Genomic DNA, 20,050 nt, shown 5'->3' on the forward strand with positions numbered 1-20,050 from the left:
GAACTGTATAACGCACGGTGCCTTAACTTGGATGCATGCAATTTTTACTACCAGTGAGAGATAGCGGCGTCTAATACAATTTGCAAAGCAAAAGGCCACTAAGATTTAGGCTAGCTTCAGGAATTGGTTTGTTCAAATAGTGAGGGAATTCTTCAGAGATGAAATTCTCCTGACTGGCATTGCCAGGCTTAGGCAAATCCGTTTTGGGGCCGTTTTTCTAAAAACGGCCCCAAAACGGGAAAGGAAGTTCCCAAGCTAGGAAAGTTTCACCTTTACTATGTTCACAGAATAGGGGGCCAGGTTCAGCTTCACCTTTTTGTTTTTTACCTGCACGGCCTCCTGCACCGGGCTTACGGCGGTGGGGTTTTCAAAAGAGTTGGTCTGGTCCAGCTTGGGGCTGCTGAGTTTGAGCAGGGTGCCTTTGGCTTTTACGTTCACGCCTTCCAAGGCAATGTCGCTGGCCACGGCGGTGGCATTGGCGTTCACCACTTTCAGGATCAGTTCTTTGGTGGTTTTGTCCAGGGCCGCGGTGGCGTACAGGCCGTCTTGCCCGGTCACTTTCTTATTGTCCAGGAGCATAGGCACCACGTGCGTTCCCTTGTTGGTGGCGAAGAGTTTCTGCACGTAATAATTAGGCGTGCCGTAGATGCGCAAGTTGTCAATCCAGATCAGATCGGGGTTCCATTGCCAGGCCTCAGCGTGCGCGAACAAGGGGGCGTAAGAAGCCATGGTCACCACGTCCGCGTTGCGTTCCAGGCCGGTCATGAAGGCGGCCTCAGACAGCGCCGCGTGCCAGATGTTCTTGTCGCGCACGTTACGGTCTATGCCCGTGGCGTGGGCGGCGTACTCGCCGGCAAATACTTTGGGCCCTTGGCGGTCATAGGTATCATAGCGGGTGGCGCTCTGCAGAAACCACTCCGGCGACTTGTAGTAATGCTCATCCACAATATCGGCTTTCAGGTCGCGCATGGCCTTGCTGAGGTAGTCAAACCGCTCCCCGTCCGGGGAGGGACTTACCGAAGATATCAACTGCACCTCGGGGTATTTCGCTTTCAGGGCCTTGGCAAAAAGCTGGTAGCGCTCCACGTACTGCGGTCCCCACTGCTCGTTGCCTACGCCCAGGTACTTAAGGTTAAACGGGGCGGGGTGACCCATCTGCGCGCGCACCTTGCCCCACTCGGTCTCCACAGAGCCATTGGCAAATTCTATCAGATCCAGGGCATCCTGAATGAAAGGTTCCAGTTGGTCCAGGGGCACCACCTCACCGGTATTGTACTGGCAGGCCATGCCGCAGTTGAGGATAGGCAGCGGGGCCGCCCCAATGTCCTCGGCCAGCTGGAAATACTCAAAAAAACCTAACCCGAAGGTTTGGAAATAGTCTGGCGTGTGGCGGTGCTGAAACTCGGTGTTCCAGCGGTTGATCATGGTTTCCCGTTCGGCCACCGGGCCGATGGTTTTCTTCCACTGAAAGCGGTTGTCTAGCGTACGGCCTTCCACAATACAGCCTCCCGGAAAGCGCAGGAAGCCCGGTTTCATGTCTGCCAGCAGCTGCACCATATCGGCGCGCAGGCCGTTGGGGCGTTGTTTCCAGGTGTTCTTGGGGAAAAGGGAAATCATGTCCAGGTCTACCACACTGGCCTTTTGGGGCAGGATCTGTAGTTGCGCCTTGCCCTCAGTGGCGGTGGCGGTGAGGCTTACTGCGTACGTTTTCCATTCCTGGCCCGCCGGGGATATGGTGCCGGCAGCAAGTTCCTCGCCTTTGGCGTTCACCAGTTTCACGGTGAGGGGCACAGCAGAAGCATTGCCAGGCACGCGGGCCTGGACCGTGAAATTATATTGCTCTCCCTGCTTAATGCCCATGCCCCGGAAGCCTTCATTGGCTATGCCGTAGCCCGAGTTTTCTTTTTTGGAGGTGAGCCTGATAAACCTTGGGTTGGCTTTGGTCTCGATGCCCGTGTTCAACACCAGGATATCGCCGTTGGCTTCGCTTCGCTTGAGTTCTTTCCAACCCATGAGCGGCGTGTCAAACTCAAAGGAACGGTTTTTTACCAGCTCGGCGTAGACTCCGCCGTCGGCGCCTAGGTTAATGTCTTCAAAGAAGAGGCCGTACATGGTGGGCGCAATCTCGGCGTAAGGCTGGTGGGCCTTCACGGTAAAGGTTCTGGTGGGGGAGGTTTGGGCGGCCACGTTTCCGGCCAGCAGTAAACTCGCCGCCAGGGACGCCAGTGAAAGGGGGTTGTAGGTCATGGTATTCAAATTCAGTTAAGTCAGATTCAAAAATACTTAGGGCGAAGCTTCTGGTTTGGAGCTGTTTTGGTAAAAACAGGCTTAAAACGCCCTTGCTTTCCAGGCTTCCGCCCGTAGGTTTAAGCGATGGGTAGCAGGGAAAATATATGTTTCCTGTTTTGGGTCTGTTTTTTGAAAAACGGCCCCAAAACAGGAATCAGGCCCTTTGGTATTCCTGGGTAGAAGTGCTTTTTCCATCTACTCTTTTGCTGCTTATTTGCCTGGTTTGCCTTCCAGCCTGACCACGGTGCAGGAGTAGGCGGGCAGTTCCATCTTTGCCAGGTCAGCCACGGCCACCGTAGTCTCCAGAGGCTTCAAAAGCTTGTCGGTGGGTTTGCCTTGCAGGACACTTTTCACGCCTTTGCCAGCGGTAGCGCTTAGGCCCTGCAGGTCTACTGAGGAGGTCACGGGGACGGGCAACAGATTCACTAGTTTGATGATCACGTCTTTGCTCTTGGCATCTTGCACCACAGACACCGCCACCCGTTTGGTCACCGCCTCCTGGTTATAGGAGAGGCTAAGGGTGGTGGGCAGGTACATATTGCCCGAGTTCTGCCCGAACAGTTTCTGCACTTCATAGCCCACGCTGGGCTTTACCTCGGTGTTATTGAAATAGATCAGGTCTGGGTTCCATTGGGTGTGACCCTTCTTGGCCAGCAAAGGCGCATAGGACGTCATGTGCACCACATCACCGTTGCGCTCCACAGAGGTGAGGTACAGCGCCTCAGACAGGGCGGTTTCCAGGTTATTGGGTTTGCCGGGCAGGTGGGCGGCGTACTCGCCTAAGTAGACTTTTGCCTTGCCGCGGTCAAACCGGTCATAGTAGTCCTGGTTGTGGATGAACCAGCCCGGCGGTTGGTAGTAATGTTCGTCTACCATGGGCACGCCTAGTTGGGTGGCCAGGTCCCAGCCTTCCACGTAATCGGTTCCCTCAGAGAAGGGGCCTACGGTGCCAATAACGGTAATCTCGGGGTGCTTCTCTTTCAGGGCCTTGTAGATGAGGGCAAACCGCTCCTCAAACACGTTGGTGATCAGGTCCTCGTTGCCTACGCCAATGTATTTGAGGTTGAAGGGCTTGGGGTGGCCGGCCTCGGCGCGTTTCTTGCCCCATTTGGTGTGCACACCGCCATTGGCGTATTCCACCAGGTCCAGGATCTCCTGCACGTACTCGTCCATGTCCTCCATCGGGATGCCGCCTTGCTGTCCGCCGCCGCCGGTGCCGGAGTTTTGGCAAGGAACGCCGGCCGCCACTACGGGAACGGGGGCGGCACCAATGTCTTCGCAGAACTGGAAGTACTCAAAGTAACCCAAACCCATGGACTGGTGGTAACCCCACAGGTTGCGCTGCGGTTTGCGGGCCTCTACTGGACCGATGGTGTTCTTCCAATGGTAAATGTTCTCCAGTCCGTCGCCGTGGGCCACGCAGCCGCCCGGGAACCGGACAAAGCGCGGCTTCAGATCGGCAATGGTCTGGGCCAGGTCGGCGCGCAGGCCGTTCTGGCGGCCTTTGAAGGTATTCTGAGGGAAAAGGGAAACCATGTCCAGGGCTACCTGCCCCGCGGCAAGTGGTTGTACTTCTAACCGGGCATCTGGGGCAGACTGGGAGGGAGAAAGCACGGCCGTAAGTTTCTTCCAGTTGCCCGAGGAGGCGTTAACGGTGGTTTGGGCCAGTACGCCCTCTTTCTCACTGACCAGGCGCACCTGCAGTTTACCGTTTTTGCCCTGGAGTTGCCTGGCAAAAAGGGAGAAGTCATAGCGCTCGCCTTTTTTGACCGCGATGCCGTCAAATCCTGCGTTGACCAGCGCTGCCCCTGGGGCTTTGGTTTGCAGCACGGCGTAATGCGGGTTGTTGGGGTGAACCGGAGAGGCTGTTTCAATGGTAAAGCTGGCGTTGTTTCCTTTTAAAGTCCAGGAATGGGTGCTGTTCCAATTTTGGTCGTTTCCGCGGTCAGTGGGTTGGTATTCAAAACCCCGGTTCTGCACCAGTTCGGCATACAAACCCCCATCGGCAGCGTAGTTCAGGTCCTCAAAGAAGACCCCGATCAGCAGGTCACTGATAGGTTTTGCGTTGGCAGGGGCCAGGGTGATTTTCGCGTCTAAGGGTTTGAGCCCGGCAAAGCGTTGGGCATCCTGCGCCATGGTCTCACTGTACTGGCTGTCTTTGTATTGCTTGAGCTCATAGGTTTTCACCAGCTTCTCCACTTCGGGCCAGGCCACGCGGTGCAGTTGGCCGGTGGCCTCGCCCCCGGGCAAGGAAACGGTCAGGCTGCTGTTCTGGTACTGGCTGGCGGGTACCTCTTCCGCCGGGCTGTAGGCCTTAAAGTCTTTGGTAATAACCCGGTAGTGCTTGCCGGCGGCATCTGCGTAAGTGATGGCATAGGCTGCGTTGCGCGTGTCATACTGCACTACAGGCCGCAACACGTTTTTTCCTGCCTGCACAAAAGGATAGCTTTGCCGGCCCCAGTACACCAGGTCTGGGGAGGTCGAATGCGCAAATACCAGTTCCCGGTCATTCAGGCTCCACACGCCCTGCCATGCCCCATCGGGACCCCGAAACACGAAAGGGGTGTGCATGCGCTTTTCTGAACCCCACCGGCCGTAGTCAGATTTCACGAAGCCGAACTCGTTCCCGATGGGGTACCATTTGTCCTTGTGGCGGCTCCAGGCAAAATGCAGGCCGTTCTTGCCTCCGTTCTTGGTGGTGCCATAAGAGAAAAGGTACACCGAGTCTGGCTCGTTCACGGCCTTGCCAGGCTTTGCCAAGGCTGGGTAACCTAAGGCCGCCGACAGTGCCAGACCCGTTATTACAAGTAATTTTTTCATTCTCTATACTTATGGTAGCGCCCTATTTGTGAGCAGCGTTGTTCTTAGAATATCCTCTTCAACCTCAAGCGCTTAGTCAGACTTTGGCTTCTATTCTGGATGAAGTTGCCCATGTACCCTTGCAAGGGAAAAGAAGCAGATGGCTTTTATGGCTCCTTAGTTAAAGTGTGCCAGGTCTGTGACATTCACAAAATGGCCAGCCCCTGATCCCTAGTTTGTGCGGGATGAGGTAGAGGTTCCCTTGCGCATCAAACTGAAGATTGCCGGCAAGGCATAAGGGCATCGGTCTAAAACTAATGTTTTATTGATTGTTATACAATACTTGTCAATAAAACACTTATAATTGCTATATAAAGTTTGATTTTGGTGCCTGGAAGCTGAACCGGGGGAGTGTTTTGGGAAAGACATCGGTGGTACCCTGCCTCCCATCAGCCGCAAATAGATTCTATAGTTAAGATAACAAGATGAAAAAGATACCCTGCCTATTTCTGATGATTGTTGTAGCTAGCCTTTGGGTTTCAGGCCAGGCGTTTGCCCAGAAAAGGGACAGCCTGGTCAGCAAAGACTTTGTAGGGTATCTGTTCGCCTATTTCACGGGTAACAAGCAGGCCCAGGAGCAGGTCCATTTTGCCATCAGCATGGACGGTTTCACTTATAAAGCCCTGAACAACAACCAACCGGTGCTGGACTCCAAAAAGATCAGTTCCTCAGGGGGCGTGCGCGACCCGCATATCCTGCGCGGGGAAGACGGCCATACCTTTTACATGGTCATGACCGACATGGTCACCGCTAAAGGCTGGGACTCTAACCGGGCCATGGTGCTGGCTAAATCACAAGATCTTATCAACTGGACCACCTCAGTGGTGAACATTCCCCAACGGTTTGGCGGGCACCAGGACCTGAAGCGAGTGTGGGCTCCTCAAACCATTTATGACCCTGAGGCCGGAAAATACCTGGTCTACTGGTCTATGAAACACGGCGAGGCCAATGACATCATCTACTATGCCTACGCTAATAAAGCCTTCACCGACCTGGAAGGGGAACCAAAGCCTCTTTTCATCCCAAAATCGGGGGATTTCTGTATTGACGGGGATATTGTTTTGAAAGATTGTTTGTACCACCTGTTTTATAAAACGGGCACCAAAAATGATAATGGCCTCCGGAGGGCTACCACGCGTTCGCTCAACTCGGGCAACTGGACCGAGTACCCCGAGTACATGGAGTCTACCAAAGAAGACGTGGAAGGATCTGGCCTCTTCCGGTTGAATAATTCTGAGGAGTATATCCTGATGTATGACCTCTACCGGAAAGGGAAATACCAGTTCACCAGCAGCCCAGACCTGAAGAACTTCAAGGTTATTGACCAGGACGTCTCCCTAGACTTCCACCCGCGCCACGGCACTGTCATCTCCCTTACCCGCGATGAACTGAAAGCCCTGACCAATAAATGGGGCAAACCGGAAGGTTTCCCGGCGGTGAATAACAACCCGGTACTGGAAGGCTATTACGCCGACCCTGATATTCTCTATTCCAGGAAGCACAAGAAATTCTATCTCTACCCCACCACTGACGGGTTCAACAATTGGTCGGGTACTTATTTCAAAGCTTTCTCTTCTAACAACCTGGTGGACTGGAAAGACGAAGGGGCGATCCTGGACCTGGGGAAAGATGTTTCCTGGGCAGATAAGAACGCGTGGGCGCCTAGTATCATTGAGAAGAAAACCCTCTTCGGGTATAGATACTATTATTACTTCACGGCAGAAAACTTTATTGGGGTGGCCGTGGCGAAGGACCCCGCCGGGCCCTTCCAGGATTCAGGAAAACGCCTGGTGGGCAAAAAGCCTGCGGGCACCAAACGTGGCATTGAGATTGACCCAGAGGTGTTTCAGGACCCGGTCAGCAAGAAGAACTACCTCTATTGGGGCAACGGCTACATGGCCGTGGCCGAACTGGAGAAGGACATGGTGAATCTTAAGGAGAATACCATCCAACTGCTTAACCCCACCAATTATCGCGAAGGCACCACGGTCTTCTTCCGGAAGGGTAAATATTATTTTCTCTGGTCTGAGAATGATACCCGCAGCGAGGATTACCGCGTGCGCTACGGTACTTCCAACTCGCCTACCGGCCCTCTGACTATTTCCAAAGACAACCTGGTGATCGCCAAAGACCCTGCCGCCGGAATTTATAGCACCGGGCACAATTCCGTGATCCAGATCCCGGGCAAAGACGAGTGGTACATTGTGTACCATCGGTTCTCTTACCCCAATGGCATAGGCATGGGCCGGGCCGCCGGTTACCATCGGGAGGTGTGTATTGACAAGTTAGAGTTTGAGGAGGATGGGGCTATTAAGCGAGTGGTGCCTACCCATAGGGGGATAGCGGAGGTGAAGTTGTGAGCGTGTAGGGAAATTGGATTTCACGTTCCTTCCAGCTAAGCTGGATAGTGGCAGAACATTAGGTCTAGGGAGGCTTTTGCAAAAATGCACTTAGGAAGAGGAAAAAGTATAACCTAATGAAATTGGGTTTACCCACTTGACGCCTCTATATGCTAATAAAATAAAAAGCCCTTCAGATTTCTCTGAAGGGCTTTTAAGATAACTGTGGTCGCGTAGGGAGTCGAACCCCAAACCTTCTGATTCGTAGTCAGATGCTCTATCCAGTTGAGCTACGTGACCAGTTATTTAGTGATGCAAAGGTAGCAGGTGAACCTCTTATACGCAAGTTCTGGGCAAAGATTTTCAAGAAAAATCTAGCTGATTCCTCTTAACAACTGTAAATCAGCTATTTTAAAGTTAGCTCCCTACACCACTCCTTCTGTTTATTTCCGGGATAAGGCTTTTTTAAAGGCCCTGTTGAGCAGCACATACAGTCCGCCCAAAGAAATTACCACCAATGCACCCATTAAAAGCTTACCGGTAGTACCCGCGTTAGGGTCTTGCAGAAGGGCCAGCAGGTCCTGCGCCTGGGTGCCTACCCAGAAGAAGAACAGCGTGCGGGGCAGCATGCCCACCATACTGGCTACCAGAAACCGAAGGCGCGGCACCTGCACCAGAGACAGCACGAAGGTCATGAACGCGAAGGGCAGCACCGGCGAGATACGGGTTAAGATAATGAGGCTCCAGCTCTGGTCGCGCAGTTCATCCATCACGCCCTCGGCCTTGGGGAACTGGTGCAGCAGCTTTTCCAGCTTGCCCTGGTCAACCAGGCGGGCCATGCCGTAGCCAATGAGCGCCGCAATGCCATAAGACACCACCACGCCCGGAAACCCAGCCCAGCCCAAAAAGAAACCGGTGGTCAGGGCTACAAAGGTGGTGGGCGTGAGCGCGAAGGCCATGGTCAGGGAAACTACCACAAAATACAGCAGCATCTGCCAGCCGGAAAGAGATTGCATCAACGCCTGGTTGTTATAGAGCCACAGCGCCAGGGCAGAACTGACCAGCACCGGTACCACCACCAGCAGCGCGGAGTAGACTAGAGTGCCCGAGTTCTGTTGCAGGAGTTTTTTCCACATAAGTAGGGGCCAATATCGGCTAAATTTTGAAAAGTACGTGAAAACGGGCTAATAGTCTGGAAACAGGCCTTTATGAATTGGAGGCCAATTTGGCTAACTTGCGCCAGTACCACCGTATAAGGACACTATGAAATTCGGAACCAAAACCATACACGCAGGGGTAGAGCCAGACCCTACCACCGGGGCCATCATGACCCCTATTTACCAGACCTCCACCTATGTGCAGCGCTCCCCCGGCGACCACAAAGGCTATGAATACTCGCGTACCCACAACCCCACCCGTACCGCGCTGCAGAACTCACTGGCAGGCCTGGAGAACGGCAAGCACGGCCTGTGCTTCGCCTCGGGCATGGCCGCTACTGACTGCATTATCAAATTGCTGAAGCCTGGTGATGAGGTTATTGCCACCAACGACCTGTACGGCGGCACCTACCGTATCTTCACCAAGGTGTTCCAGAATTACGGCATCAAGTTCCGGTTCGTGTCTATGGCCGATATCAGCAGCATTGAGCAGTACGTCACCGAGAACACCAAAATGGTGTGGGTAGAGACCCCAACCAACCCCTTGCTCAACATCATTGACATCAAAGGAGCCGCCGATATCTGTAAAAAGCACAACCTGCTGCTGGTAGTGGACAATACCTTCTCTACGCCCTACCTGCAAACGCCGTTAGATCTGGGCGCCGATATTGTCATGCACTCGCTCACCAAATACATGGCCGGTCACTCAGACGTGGTCATGGGTGCTATTGTGGTGAAAGACGATGCCTTAGCTGACCAACTGGCCTTCCTGCAGAACGCCTGCGGCGGAACACCGGGCCCGCAGGATTGCTTTTTGGTGCTTCGTGGCATCAAGACCCTGCACATACGTATGCAGCGCCACTGTGAGAACGGGAAGGCCATTGCCGAATACCTGCGCCAGCACCCCAAAGTGGAGAAAGTGTTCTGGCCTGGTTTCGAGAGTCACCCAAACCACCAGATCGCCCGTGACCAGATGCGTGACTTCGGAGGCATGATCTCCTTCGTGCTCAAAGGCGACAAGCAGGAAGACGCCATTCAGGTGTTGGAGAAATTACACTACTTCGCCTTAGCGGAGTCGTTGGGCGGGGTAGAGTCGCTCTGCGGTCACCCGGCCACCATGACCCACGCCAGCATTCCGCAGGCAGAGCGCCTGAAAGGTGGTTTGTCAGACTCGCTCATCAGGTTGAGCGTGGGCATTGAAGATGTAGAAGACCTTATTGCTGATTTGGAACAGGCTATTGGTTAAGTTGCCTTTCGTTTAAAGATAAGAAACTCCCCGCCGGAATGACTCTGGCGGGGAGTTTCTGTTTTAGGCCTATTTTCTGAAAAACAGGCTCAAAACGGGAAATCGCAGTTCCTGCTTCCTGGGGGTAAAGGGTAGGAGGAGGGAGAATATTTGTAGTGTTTTCGACCGCTGAAATACCAATGCAGGGCGTAGGGGCAATCCCTTGTGGTTGCCCTTTTTGCGTTTGCCACCGTGTAAGGGCAACCACAAGGGATTGCCCCTACTTATCGGTCAACTGCCACTTTCTTCTTCGTCCCCTTTTGAAGGGGGTAGGGGGATGATTACTTGCTCTTTCGGAGTTCTCCTTTGCTTCTTTGCTCCCCTTGCTCTTTCGGAGTTCTACTCCGGAAGCACTTTGCCGGGGAGTTTCACTCCCCTTCTTTTGCCCGTGGTTCCCGGGGGAGTGGAACTCCGCATCCAGGAGGTTCGAGAGTTCAACTCCCGAACAGCAGGAAGTAGAACGGACTCCCAAACAGTAGAAATGCATAGTTAAAGCAAATGCTATTTCTACCGTCCTAGGCATCCCCCAACCCCTTCAAAGGGGGACGGAATGCGTTGCTGACCTTATTAGTAAAGGAAGAAAGCTGATAGAAAAACGCTGTCTTGGAACCACCGGTGCCCCCTCACCCTAACCTCTCCCTCAGGGAGAGGGGATGCCGCTTTCCCGTTTTGGGCTTGTTTTGCGAAAAACAGCCTCAAAACGGCTTTACTCTTATTAGGTATGCCGGCAAGGCAACAATCTAAAATGCTACTTCGTTTTTAAGAGAGAATCTGAAGAGGCCGGTAGGTCTTTTAATAATTCAAATCCAAAGCCACTTGTTGTAGTACCCAATGGAAAGGAGCGTGACCCATGGTGTTAGCCAATTGCCGGGCCCAATTCACCGCCTCGGACTTTGATTTCATAGCAAAGGTTTTATCTAAACAGGGCACCCGCCACATTAGCCTGGTGGAACTGCTCAGCGACTCAGAGTGCCGGGACGAAATGTTGGACCATGAGGCCCTGCCCAAGGCCTTGCTTTCCCGCGAAGGGCAGGTAAGGGTGTCGCAGCAGCTGTATTTCTATGTGCTGGTGCGGACCGTCTTGCGCCGGCAGGGCATAGAAGACCGGGAGCTCGCCGACTACATTGCCGCCCTGCTTTGGCAGTTCTCGTCTACGCAGCGCCTGCACATGCCCCATGAAAAGCTGCCGCACCGGTTCCATTATATTGTGGAGATGCTGGAATCCTTGTCCACGGCTTCCGCGGCCGAGGCCTTTGTCATTAGGGTGCACATGGGCAATTACGCGCTGTTTCTATCTGGTATGTTTCAGGCCTGGATTACGCGCCGACAGCAAAGGGGCGCGCCAGACGCGTCGTTCTATGAGGAGGTGGGCCGATCCAGTTTCGGGGCGGTGGCTACCCATAAATTGGCTTACCAACTGGAGTTGGCGCAGGTGTACAGCCAGCTGGCGAATGGGTTCCGGGATGCGCGGCTGGCCTTGAACGAACTGGCCCAAACCGTGTGGAATCCAGAGGAAATGCCGCCATTTGCCCGGTAGGTATATAGGGCTTGCCTTTTATTGCATCTTATTCAGGTTTGCAGTAGGTAAGTCAAGTAGTTCTCCCTGATACAATTTTTTAAGTACTATTCTTCTAGTTCAAGTTTTCAACTTGGTCTCACCATTCGGGAAGTTTGAAACTTCCCTGCGGCAACCACCTAAGCCTTACACTTTCCGCGCTTACTGGACTGTCAATCTCCTGCTTCGTGTGGAGTGCTTTTGAGGCTCCCGCCTCACCGAAGTTTTAAACTTCAGCCCAAAGTAGGTCCAAGTTGAAAACTTGAAGCAGAGATTTTTTTAAAGGGTAAAAGCCCCCATTGTTAATGAGGAAAAGGAGGGGCCGACCCTGCTGAATAACCTGTTTTGGGCCTGTTTTTCAGAAAACAGCCTCAAAACAGAAAGTGTACCCGTCTATTGGTATATTGGAGCCTGAAGCGGAAAGAAGCCGTTCCCTTTATCCACGCATTACCTAACGTACAAAAAAATGAAACACCTTTTCTGCCTTCTGGCCTTCTCCCTTATTCTGGGATTCACTGCCCAGGCCCAATCTAAAGAAGACGCCAATGTGGCCGCCGCCGTGGAACAACTTAAGCAAGCCATGATTTCCGGGGACAGGCAAGCACTGGAGGCTATTACCGCCAAGGACTTGAGTTACGGGCACTCAGGTGGGAAGATAGAGGACAAGGCAGGCTTTGTGGAGGCGCTGACTAGCGGAAAATCAGATTTTGTGACCATTGACCTCACCAACCAAACCATACAAGTGAACGGCAAAACCGCCATCGTGCGGCATCATTTAACCGCCAACACCAATGACAAGGGTGTTCCGGCCACGGTAAAGCTAGGCGTTTTGCTGGTATGGCAGAAAGAGCACGGCCACTGGAAACTGCTGGCCCGGCAAGCATTTAAGCAGTAATCTCACTCCTGTTTTGCAGGACAAAAAAAGGCCAGCTAATCTAGCTGGCATTTTTTGCTCCGTTTCAGGAAAATAGCCCTGAAACATCCTTCCTTACATGAAAATATCTAAATAGAAGTGAGCGTGAAGGGTAGGGTCTGCACGTCACGGGAGTTGCCGCCCACCATTACCTTAAAGTCGCCGGGCTCTGCCCCGAAGGTCATGTCCTGGCGCCAGAACGACAGGTCAGCGGTGTTTAAGGTGAACGTGACGGTCTTCTTCTCGCCGGGGGCGAAGGCCAGTTTCTGGAACTTCTTGAGCTGTTTCACGGGGCGGGCGGTGCTGCCCACCAAATCCTGGATGTAGAGCTGCACCACTTCCTCGCCGGCCAGTTTGCCGGTGTTGGTCACGTCAACGGTCAAAGTAAGGGTCTCTTGCCCGGTCATGCTGTTTTTGCTCAGGCGGGGTGCGCCGTAGGCGAAGGTAGTGTAGCTTAGGCCGTAGCCAAACGGGAACAGGGCGGTATTGGGCACATCGCGGTAGCGTGATTTGTACACCCGCTCGCTGCCTGGCTCAGAGTGGTCGCCTTCATACATGCGGCCGGTGTTCTTGATGTTGTAGTACAGGGGCATCTGGCCCACGTGGCGCGGGAACGAAATAGGAAGCTTGCCGGCCGGGTTGTACTCGCCGTACAGCACGCTGGCCACGGCATTGCCGGCCTCAGAACCCAAAGACCAGGTAGCCATGATGGCGGGTACATTTTGCTCCAGCCAGGTCAGTTCAAGAGCCCGGCCGCTGCTCACCAGCGCCACTATGGGCTTGCCGGTTTTATGGATTTCCTTTACCAGGTCCAGCTGCACTCCGGGCAGGCCAATATCAGCGCGCGAACCACCCTCACCGTTCATGACTGCACTTTCGCCAATGGCCATAATCACCACGTCGGCGTTTTTGGCAGCGGCTACGGCCTCTGCGAACTGTGCCGTGGAGTTGTCATACAGGTTGCAGCCCTGGGCATAGGTCACCTCAGCGCCCTTGGCGTATTTTTGGAGGCCTTCCAGGAAGCTTACTGCGTGCTGCTCCTCGCCAAAGAAAGACCAAGTGCCGTTCATGTCTGCTTTGTTGTGGCCCAGTGGGCCGATGATGGCGATCTTTTTCACCTGAGGGGAAAGCGGCAGCACATTGCCCTGGTTTTTAAGCAGCACTATAGATTTGCGGGCCATGTCAAAGGCGGCGGCCAGGTTTTCTTTAGACCGTATTTCCTTTTTCTCGCGCTTGGCGTCTGAGTACTGGTACGGTTTGTCAAACAGACCCAGTTGGAACTTCAGCCACAGTACTCGGCGCACCGATTCGTCCAGGATCTTCTGGTCTATTTTGCCACTTTTCACCAAGCCGGGGATATATTTCAGGTATGCCTCGCCCATCATGTCCACATCGGTGCCGGCTCTCAGGGCCTGTTCGGCGGCCTGGGCGTGGTCTTTGGAGTAGCCATGGTTCACCATTTCGGTGATGTTCTGCCAGTCTGAGATCACGGCGCCCTTAAAGCCCCACTCTTTGCGCAGGATCTGGTCCATGGTGAACATATTGCCGGTGGCCGGCACCCCGTTCAATTCATTGAACGCCGACATGAGCGTGGCCGAGCCTGCATCCAAAGCAGCCTTGAAGGGCGGTAGATATACTTCGCGCAGCAGGTACTCAGACATGTCAGTGGTGTTGTAGTCACGGCCTGCCTCGGCGGCGCCGTAAGCCACAAAGTGCTTCACGCAGGCGGCAATGGTTCTGGGGTCAGCGAGGTCCTTGCCCTGGAAGCCCTTCACGCGGGCGGCCGCTATGAGGGAGCCCAGGTAAGGGTCTTCGCCTGCGCCCTCGGCGGTGCGGCCCCAGCGGGAGTCGCGGGTAATGTCTACCATGGGCGCGAAGGTAAGGTTAATGCCCCCGGCGCTAGACTCTAGGGCCGCTACCCGGGCGCCGTTTTCAATGGCTGCCAGGTCCCAGCTAGCCGATTCGCCTAGCGGAATAGGGAAGACCGTTTTAAAACCATGGATAATATCAGCGCCAATCAACAGCGGAATGCCCAGCCGTGATTCTTTGACGGCCAGTTTCTGCAGTTTACCCACGTACTCGGCGCCGTGAATATTGAAGATGCCCGTGATCTCGCCTTTCTTGATGGCGTCATTGAACTTGTCTGATTGGGTGGTGCGCACGGTAGGGCCGGTGTTGAACAGGTCGCCTACCACAAAATTAAGCTGGCCCACTTTTTCCTCCAGGGTCATTTTGGCCAGCAGGTCCTCCACCCGTTTTTCAATAGGCACTTTGGGCGCCGGGGCCGGTGGGGTAAAGGAGGTAAATGAGAAAGCAGAGATGCCTAGGGCCAGAAAAGTAGCGGTAAATCTTTTCATAAGGGTGCAATAAGTTAAGCGTTGGTAAGCATGTGCCGTCCTGGCGCCCTTGCTGGGGCGGTAAGGAAAAGGCCGAAAGAAGGTATTTGTTATGGGGTTGGGTTCTGAATAACCAGACGTTTGACCAGCACGGCGTTTTGGGTTTCAATCTGGCAGAGGTAAAGTCCGGGGGCAAGGGCGGTGGCTGGTTTCACTTCAAGCGTGCGGTTTTGCCCCGGTTGAAAAGAAATCAGTAAAGGCACTTCCTGGCCGGCCATAGTGAACAGCCGCACAGACTTTATTTTGGTGTGCGCCTGGTAAGAAACAAAAAAAGCGTGTGGCGCGGGGTTGGGGTACAAGACCAGTTGGCTTTCCTGCCATTTTTCCTCGGCACTGGCCAGAATGCCTGCTACCGTGGCAATATTGGAGAAGCCTGCCAGTCCGGTGTCGTTGTAGGCTTGTATTTTGTAAAAGCTCTCTCGGGTGCCGGCGGGGTCTGTAAAGGTGCGGATGCCGGCACCCAGCGAGGCAATTTGGGTGTATCCGGTATGGCTTTGGCTGGAGCGGTGCACGGTAAATCCCTGCTCATTGGTGGCATTATCTTGCCAGTTGAGCTGAACGCCAGAAGCCGCCATGGTGGCGGCTACGTGGGAAGCCCGGGGTGGAGTTGAGGGTATGGCTGGAAGCACACTGAAATGGTCAATCCAGAGGGAGTCCTGCCCCGGTTCGCCGAAGAGGCCGTAGTTCACCAGCAGCCTGATCTTGGCAATATTTTCTGGGTTCACCTGGCCCGCGCTGGTGCCTAATTGGTTCTGGTAATTGAAGTGATAGGTGTAGAACTCACCGTCATCAATCAGCGGGGACAGTGTAAAAACCTGATTGCCGCCGGTAATGGTACCGGCGGCATCTTGTAAATCTATTCGTAAAGTAACGGTTCTGCTCAGGTTCTTGGTTTTGATAGCCGCCGCCAACACAGGGTAGCCAGTCATGTCCAGAGGCGATTCCAACTCATATACTACCGTTGGCAGATTAGAGGGGCTAGTGACGTTGTACTTGATTTGCAGGGCTTCCACGGCCTGGCTGAAGCTAAAGCTACCTCCCGAGCCGGTTAGTTGCGCGGTAGGGACCGGTGCAAAGCCTTCAATCAGAAAAGAAGTACCGCTGGGCACTAGCTTGGCTTTCACGTCCAGGGATTTGCTGTAGGTCTGGCCGTTGTGCTGCATCTGTACGCTTATCTGCCCAGATTTCTTGCCCCAGTTCACCACTACTTCCGGCGTGTTTTGCCCACTCACAATGGTAGCGCCCGCCGGAACGGTCCAGGTGTAGGTGGCATTCTCCAGACGGCTGGCGGTGAAGGTGACGTTCTGCGCCTGGGGCTTTACCAGGGCCGGGCCCGTAAGATTCAGGGCTTTGAACGTTTGGTACACCCGCACATACTCCACTTCCATGCGCGTGCTGGTGAGGTTGGGGTCAATGCCGTTCTTCAGGCCATTGGTTTCCAGGGTTGGCTCACTGCCCAGGTTTCCGCCTACGGCGATGTTCATGATCAGGAACTGGTCTTCGGTAAAGGGCCAGGTCCTGGCGTCTTTCACCGCAGGGGCATAGGTGTAGTACAGGATGTTGTCCACGAAGAACTTAATCTCTGTAGGAGACCATTCGGCGGCATACACGTGGAACGTGCTGGTGGCGTCCGATACCTGGGTGGCGCCTACATTCTGGGTGTTGCCGTAGCTGGAGGGGGTGTGGAGCGCAGCTTGTACCCTGCCTGGTGTTTTATCCACGTATTCCATCACGTCAATCTCACCGCAGGCGGGCCAGCCTTTGGTGGTGACCGCCTCGCCCAGCATCCAGAGCGCGGGCCAGGTACCCACCCCGGGGGCCAACTTGGCCTTCCATTCTACGCGGCCATAGGTGAACTTGAACTTGCCCTGGGTTTTCACCCGGGCAGAGGTCCAATTACCATTCTGTTTAAGGGCCTCTATCACCAGTCTGCCCCCCGTCTGACGCACGTTGGCCAGTTGGTTGGTATACGTTTGTAGTTCACGGTTGCCCCAGCCCCCGTCGCCGGTGCCCAGGTCATAGCTCCACCAGGTAGGGTCAATGGCGCCCTCCCCCGTGAACTCGTCGCTCCAGACAAGTTCATTGAAGGTGCTGTTCTGCGCCCTGGCCTTAAGGCAGCAAAAAAGGGCCAGGCACAGCGCCAGGTAAGATATTTTTTTCATTTTAAGTCTGTTTTTGTAAAAACAGGCCAGAAACGGAAGTCTCTGGCCTGTGGAAGAATTAAGGCATCAACCGGAAATCGTCCAGGTAGAAGATGCCGGGGTTCCAGTGGGCCTCGCCGCCAAACTGCACAATGATCTTGTCAAAATCTTTTCTGCTGGCATGGGCGCTGAAATCAAACGTGAGCTCCACCCATTGGTCCATCTGGGTCACTTGCTGCACAATCTCGGCCTGGGTGGTCCAGGCGTTGCCGCCCAGTTCTGAGTTCTGCAGTTTCACAGACAGTTGCCGTTGCAGGGTTTTCACCGCAGACCAGTCTTCGGCCCCGCCCTGGGTAGTGTAGTCATTGTAGCTGGGCAAGAACACTTTCACCTTGAACACATGGCGCTGGGTAAGGTCCAGGTTGTGTTTGAATTGAATGAAGGCATTGCCGAACTCATTGGCTTGCCCGGCCTGGCGGGTATAACGGGCCACTTTCTCTGAGTTATTAGCGGCTACCTGCGCTGGGTTGTCATAGCTGTCATTGAACAGAATGTTCTCAAACTTCCAGGTAAAGTTGCCCGGGGTGTCAAAATTGTCATTGATGTCCACGGCCTTGTACTCTTTGGGCGGTTTGGGCACGCTATAACCTTTGCGCACCAGTTTCTGGTACCAGGCATGCTCGGCCACGGCGGCGCTTCCGCTCCGGATGTACATCTCATCGGCGGTGAGTTTCAGGATCTCATACCGGGAAACCCCGGTGTAGTAGCCAATGAAACCTCCGTTGGAGAGAATCAGGTACTTTTTGCCATTCTCGTCCAAGATGCTCCAGGTAAGGTTGGTGGGCGGGGTATAGTTCACGGTTTTGTCTCCGCCGCCGTTGGTGCCGCCTATGCCTGCCGCATTGTCTCCGTTGGCAAAGGTGGTACCGTTGTTTTTGTAGGTATAAGACAAGGTGTTGCCCAGTTTAAAGATCATCTCGTCATCATAATACCCTTCGCTGGCCTTTTCATTGGGCGCGGCGGTGTACCATTCTGGCGTAGTGCCTGTGATAGGCCCAATGCCCAGGTGGCCCGAGGCTTCCTTGTCAATTACCCAGGTTTTTCCCTCCAGTTGATTGGCGCCGCCGGTCAAAAAGTTGTAATCCTCGCGGTTAAGCATGGTAGGGTTGGTGTTGGCAATGGTCACCTTCTTGGTGCTGGAGGTAGAGCCCCCAGCGGTATAGATGGTGAGCTTGACGGTATACTCGCCTTTTAGTGGATAAGCGTGGGTCACGGTGGTGCCGTCACCAGTAGCGCCGTCACCAAAGTCCCAGAGAGCTTTGAAGCCCGGTGAGGTAGAGGTGAAGGACAGGATATTGGGGTTAGAGGCGGTGGGTTGCACCGAGAACGCCACTTGTTCTGATGTAGGGGCCGGAGCCAGTTCTGGGTCCTCCACTTCGCAGCCTGTCCAGACCAAAGCGCCCAGCAGGAGAAGCGTCACTACTTTTATTTGTTTTCTCATGAGTACAGTCTTTTTGAATGGAAGGAATTAATAACCGGCATTAGGCTTAAGCGTACCGGCTGACAAGTCTAGCTCGCTCTGCGGAATAGGCAGGAAGCCTTTTCTGGCACTGTTGAACTGAATTTTGAAATCAGAGACCGCTCCTTCATAGTTGGCTGGCAGGGTGGTTCTGTTGACCGTAATGGCGGCATTGGCAACGGCCGTACCGCGGCGCAGCAGATCCCAGTAACGGTGACCCTCCAGGGCCAACTCTACACGGCGCTCCTGGAAGATATTGGCCAGAGTGGCAGGCTTCTCAGGTAAGCCCACGCGGGAACGTACCCGGTTCAGGAGCGTCTGGGCATCTCCGCCAGTGGAAAGCCGTAGCTCAGCGGCCATCAACAGTACATCTGAGAACCTAATGGCGCGGTAGTTATTACCCCAGTTCAGTTCCAGTTGTCCGGCAGACGGAGCATACTCTTTAGAGGTAGTGTATTTCTGGCTGAAATAGCCAGTGTGTTGATAGCCTATGTTCAGGTTTGCTTTGCCTCCAGCCAATTCTGTTTCGGCAAGAATGGTGGCATCGCGTCTGGGGTCATTGGCTTCAAAGGCGTCATACAGTTCCTGGGTAGGAGTAGCGGTGCTCCAGCCCGCCAGATAATTCTCGGTGGCTGGGTTCTTGATGCGGGGCCCTTGCTGCTGTGGCTGCATGTTGCCTTCGCCGCCCTGAATGTAGCCCCAGTCATACCAGGGGTTCTCATCTGAGTAGGAAATCTCCCAAACGGCCTCTACACTGAACTCATTGGCCCGCGTAAAGTTGTCTGCATAATTAGGGAGCAGGTCATGGCCGCTGGTGGTAATGATGTCATTCAAGTGCTGCAAGGCTACCTGAGCGGTTACCGCCGTAGAGCCGGCCTGCAGGTCCTGGTTGTACACACCTTTGTAGAACAGGTAGGTCTTGGCCAGCAAGGCCTTGGCAGCCCATTTGGTAGCCCGACCGGTGCTCTGGCGCAGGTTAGAAGCAGGCAGGTCGGCCATGGCCTCTGTCAGGTCCAACGCAATCTGGTCATACACTGTTTTAGGCGTGGCCTGTGGCTGGTTGTACTCACTAGGGGCCTGCGGGGCGAGGATAAGCGGCACGTTCTCAAAGAACCGTACCAGGTCCAGGTAGAAGTGGGCCCGCAGGAACTTAGCTTCAGCGACGGTGCGCTTCTTGAAGTCCTCTGGGGCGTTAATGCCCTGAATGCGCTGCAGCAACGTGTTGGCGCGGGATATACCAATGTAATGCTTCTTCCAGAGCCCTTGTACCTCCCCGTTGGTGGTCAGAATCTGATGGCGGTCCATCTGCAGCAGGTTAGGCTCAGAACTGGCCTGCCCAGCGGAGTACGCATCATCTGATAAGATGTCCAGCACCAGGGGGGTAGGGTGGAAGCCGATGACGGTGTTCCACTGCAGCACGTCATAGACCCCAATAAGGGCCTCGGTGGCGTCTGCCTGCGTGCGGTAAAAGTTATCTTCGGTTCTGGTATCCAGCGGAGACCGGTCCAGAAAGTCTTCACAACCGGCAGAGGCGCCCAGCAGCAACGCCGAGAGAAATAGGGTTGAGGTCTTTTTAGCTATATTTTTCATGGGTGAA

Annotated in this window: 11 protein-coding genes and 1 tRNA gene; 4 read left to right on the forward strand and 8 right to left on the reverse strand. The window is 54.3% G+C overall.

Annotated features, from left to right (window positions below; translation table 11 throughout):
- Positions 1–255: 255 nt before the first annotated feature.
- Complete coding sequence (locus ACYVJQ_RS16505; protein ID WP_460894210.1) at positions 256–2,247, reverse strand: alpha-L-arabinofuranosidase C-terminal domain-containing protein; 1,992 nt, start codon at positions 2,245–2,247, stop codon at positions 256–258.
- Between the two features lie 252 nt (positions 2,248–2,499).
- A complete protein-coding gene (locus ACYVJQ_RS16510) occupies positions 2,500–5,109 on the reverse strand; it encodes an alpha-L-arabinofuranosidase C-terminal domain-containing protein (protein WP_460894211.1) in 2,610 nt (869 codons plus the stop codon).
- Positions 5,110–5,600: 491 nt separating this feature from the next.
- Between ACYVJQ_RS16510 and ACYVJQ_RS16515 the strand changes: the two genes are divergently transcribed.
- Complete coding sequence (locus tag ACYVJQ_RS16515; RefSeq protein WP_460894212.1) at positions 5,601–7,508, forward strand: family 43 glycosylhydrolase; 1,908 nt, start codon at positions 5,601–5,603, stop codon at positions 7,506–7,508.
- Between the two features lie 205 nt (positions 7,509–7,713).
- Here the strand turns inward: ACYVJQ_RS16515 and ACYVJQ_RS16520 are convergent.
- Positions 7,714–7,787, reverse strand: a tRNA-Arg gene (locus ACYVJQ_RS16520).
- Between the two features lie 143 nt (positions 7,788–7,930).
- Positions 7,931–8,623, reverse strand: coding sequence for a TVP38/TMEM64 family protein (locus ACYVJQ_RS16525; RefSeq protein WP_460894213.1), 693 nt, complete (start codon positions 8,621–8,623; stop codon positions 7,931–7,933).
- Positions 8,624–8,750: 127 nt separating this feature from the next.
- Between ACYVJQ_RS16525 and ACYVJQ_RS16530 the strand changes: the two genes are divergently transcribed.
- From ACYVJQ_RS16530 to ACYVJQ_RS16540, 3 genes are all read left to right on the forward strand, one after another.
- Positions 8,751–9,890: a cystathionine gamma-synthase gene (locus tag ACYVJQ_RS16530; RefSeq protein ID WP_460894214.1), complete on the forward strand. Its 1,140-nt coding sequence runs from the start codon at positions 8,751–8,753 to the stop codon at positions 9,888–9,890.
- Between the two features lie 889 nt (positions 9,891–10,779).
- The gene (locus ACYVJQ_RS16535; RefSeq protein WP_460894215.1) at positions 10,780–11,466 is read left to right on the forward strand and encodes a hypothetical protein; all 687 of its coding nucleotides are present in this window, start codon (positions 10,780–10,782) and stop codon (positions 11,464–11,466) included.
- 484 nt (positions 11,467–11,950) lie between these two features.
- The gene (locus tag ACYVJQ_RS16540) at positions 11,951–12,379 is read left to right on the forward strand and encodes a nuclear transport factor 2 family protein (RefSeq protein ID WP_460894216.1); all 429 of its coding nucleotides are present in this window, start codon (positions 11,951–11,953) and stop codon (positions 12,377–12,379) included.
- A 107-nt stretch (positions 12,380–12,486) separates the two neighbouring features.
- On the opposite strand, the gene bglX is transcribed toward ACYVJQ_RS16540, so the two are convergent.
- The 4 genes from bglX to ACYVJQ_RS16560 all read right to left on the reverse strand — a co-directional run bounded on the left by bglX (position 12,487) and on the right by ACYVJQ_RS16560 (position 20,043).
- A complete protein-coding gene (bglX, locus tag ACYVJQ_RS16545) occupies positions 12,487–14,754 on the reverse strand; it encodes a beta-glucosidase BglX (RefSeq protein ID WP_460894217.1) in 2,268 nt (755 codons plus the stop codon).
- Between the two features lie 89 nt (positions 14,755–14,843).
- Positions 14,844–16,955, reverse strand: a complete 2,112-nt coding sequence (locus ACYVJQ_RS16550) for a family 16 glycosylhydrolase (protein ID WP_460894218.1) — start codon at positions 16,953–16,955, stop codon at positions 14,844–14,846.
- A 58-nt stretch (positions 16,956–17,013) separates the two neighbouring features.
- Positions 17,014–18,435, reverse strand: a complete 1,422-nt coding sequence (locus tag ACYVJQ_RS16555; RefSeq protein ID WP_460894219.1) for a PKD domain-containing protein — start codon at positions 18,433–18,435, stop codon at positions 17,014–17,016.
- A 27-nt stretch (positions 18,436–18,462) separates the two neighbouring features.
- Positions 18,463–20,043, reverse strand: coding sequence for a RagB/SusD family nutrient uptake outer membrane protein (locus ACYVJQ_RS16560; protein WP_460894220.1), 1,581 nt, complete (start codon positions 20,041–20,043; stop codon positions 18,463–18,465).
- Positions 20,044–20,050: the final 7 nt, after the last annotated feature.

The organism is Rufibacter soli, from assembly GCF_054781795.1.

Excerpts from the sequence above, each read along its gene's own strand:
- ACYVJQ_RS16505 (WP_460894210.1), bottom strand. The coding sequence starts at position 2,247 with ATGACCTACAACCCCCTTTCACTGGCGTCCCTGGCGGCGAGTTTACTG.
- ACYVJQ_RS16530 (WP_460894214.1), top strand. The coding sequence starts at position 8,751 with ATGAAATTCGGAACCAAAACCATACACGCAGGGGTAGAGCCAGACCCT.
- bglX (WP_460894217.1), bottom strand. The coding sequence starts at position 14,754 with ATGAAAAGATTTACCGCTACTTTTCTGGCCCTAGGCATCTCTGCTTTC.
- ACYVJQ_RS16510 (WP_460894211.1), bottom strand. The coding sequence starts at position 5,109 with ATGAAAAAATTACTTGTAATAACGGGTCTGGCACTGTCGGCGGCCTTA.
- ACYVJQ_RS16525 (WP_460894213.1), bottom strand. The coding sequence starts at position 8,623 with ATGTGGAAAAAACTCCTGCAACAGAACTCGGGCACTCTAGTCTACTCC.
- ACYVJQ_RS16555 (WP_460894219.1), bottom strand. The coding sequence starts at position 18,435 with ATGAGAAAACAAATAAAAGTAGTGACGCTTCTCCTGCTGGGCGCTTTG.
- ACYVJQ_RS16560 (WP_460894220.1), bottom strand. The coding sequence starts at position 20,043 with ATGAAAAATATAGCTAAAAAGACCTCAACCCTATTTCTCTCGGCGTTG.
- ACYVJQ_RS16535 (WP_460894215.1), top strand. The coding sequence starts at position 10,780 with ATGGTGTTAGCCAATTGCCGGGCCCAATTCACCGCCTCGGACTTTGAT.
- ACYVJQ_RS16540 (WP_460894216.1), top strand. The coding sequence starts at position 11,951 with ATGAAACACCTTTTCTGCCTTCTGGCCTTCTCCCTTATTCTGGGATTC.
- ACYVJQ_RS16550 (WP_460894218.1), bottom strand. The coding sequence starts at position 16,955 with ATGAAAAAAATATCTTACCTGGCGCTGTGCCTGGCCCTTTTTTGCTGC.
- ACYVJQ_RS16515 (WP_460894212.1), top strand. The coding sequence starts at position 5,601 with ATGATTGTTGTAGCTAGCCTTTGGGTTTCAGGCCAGGCGTTTGCCCAG.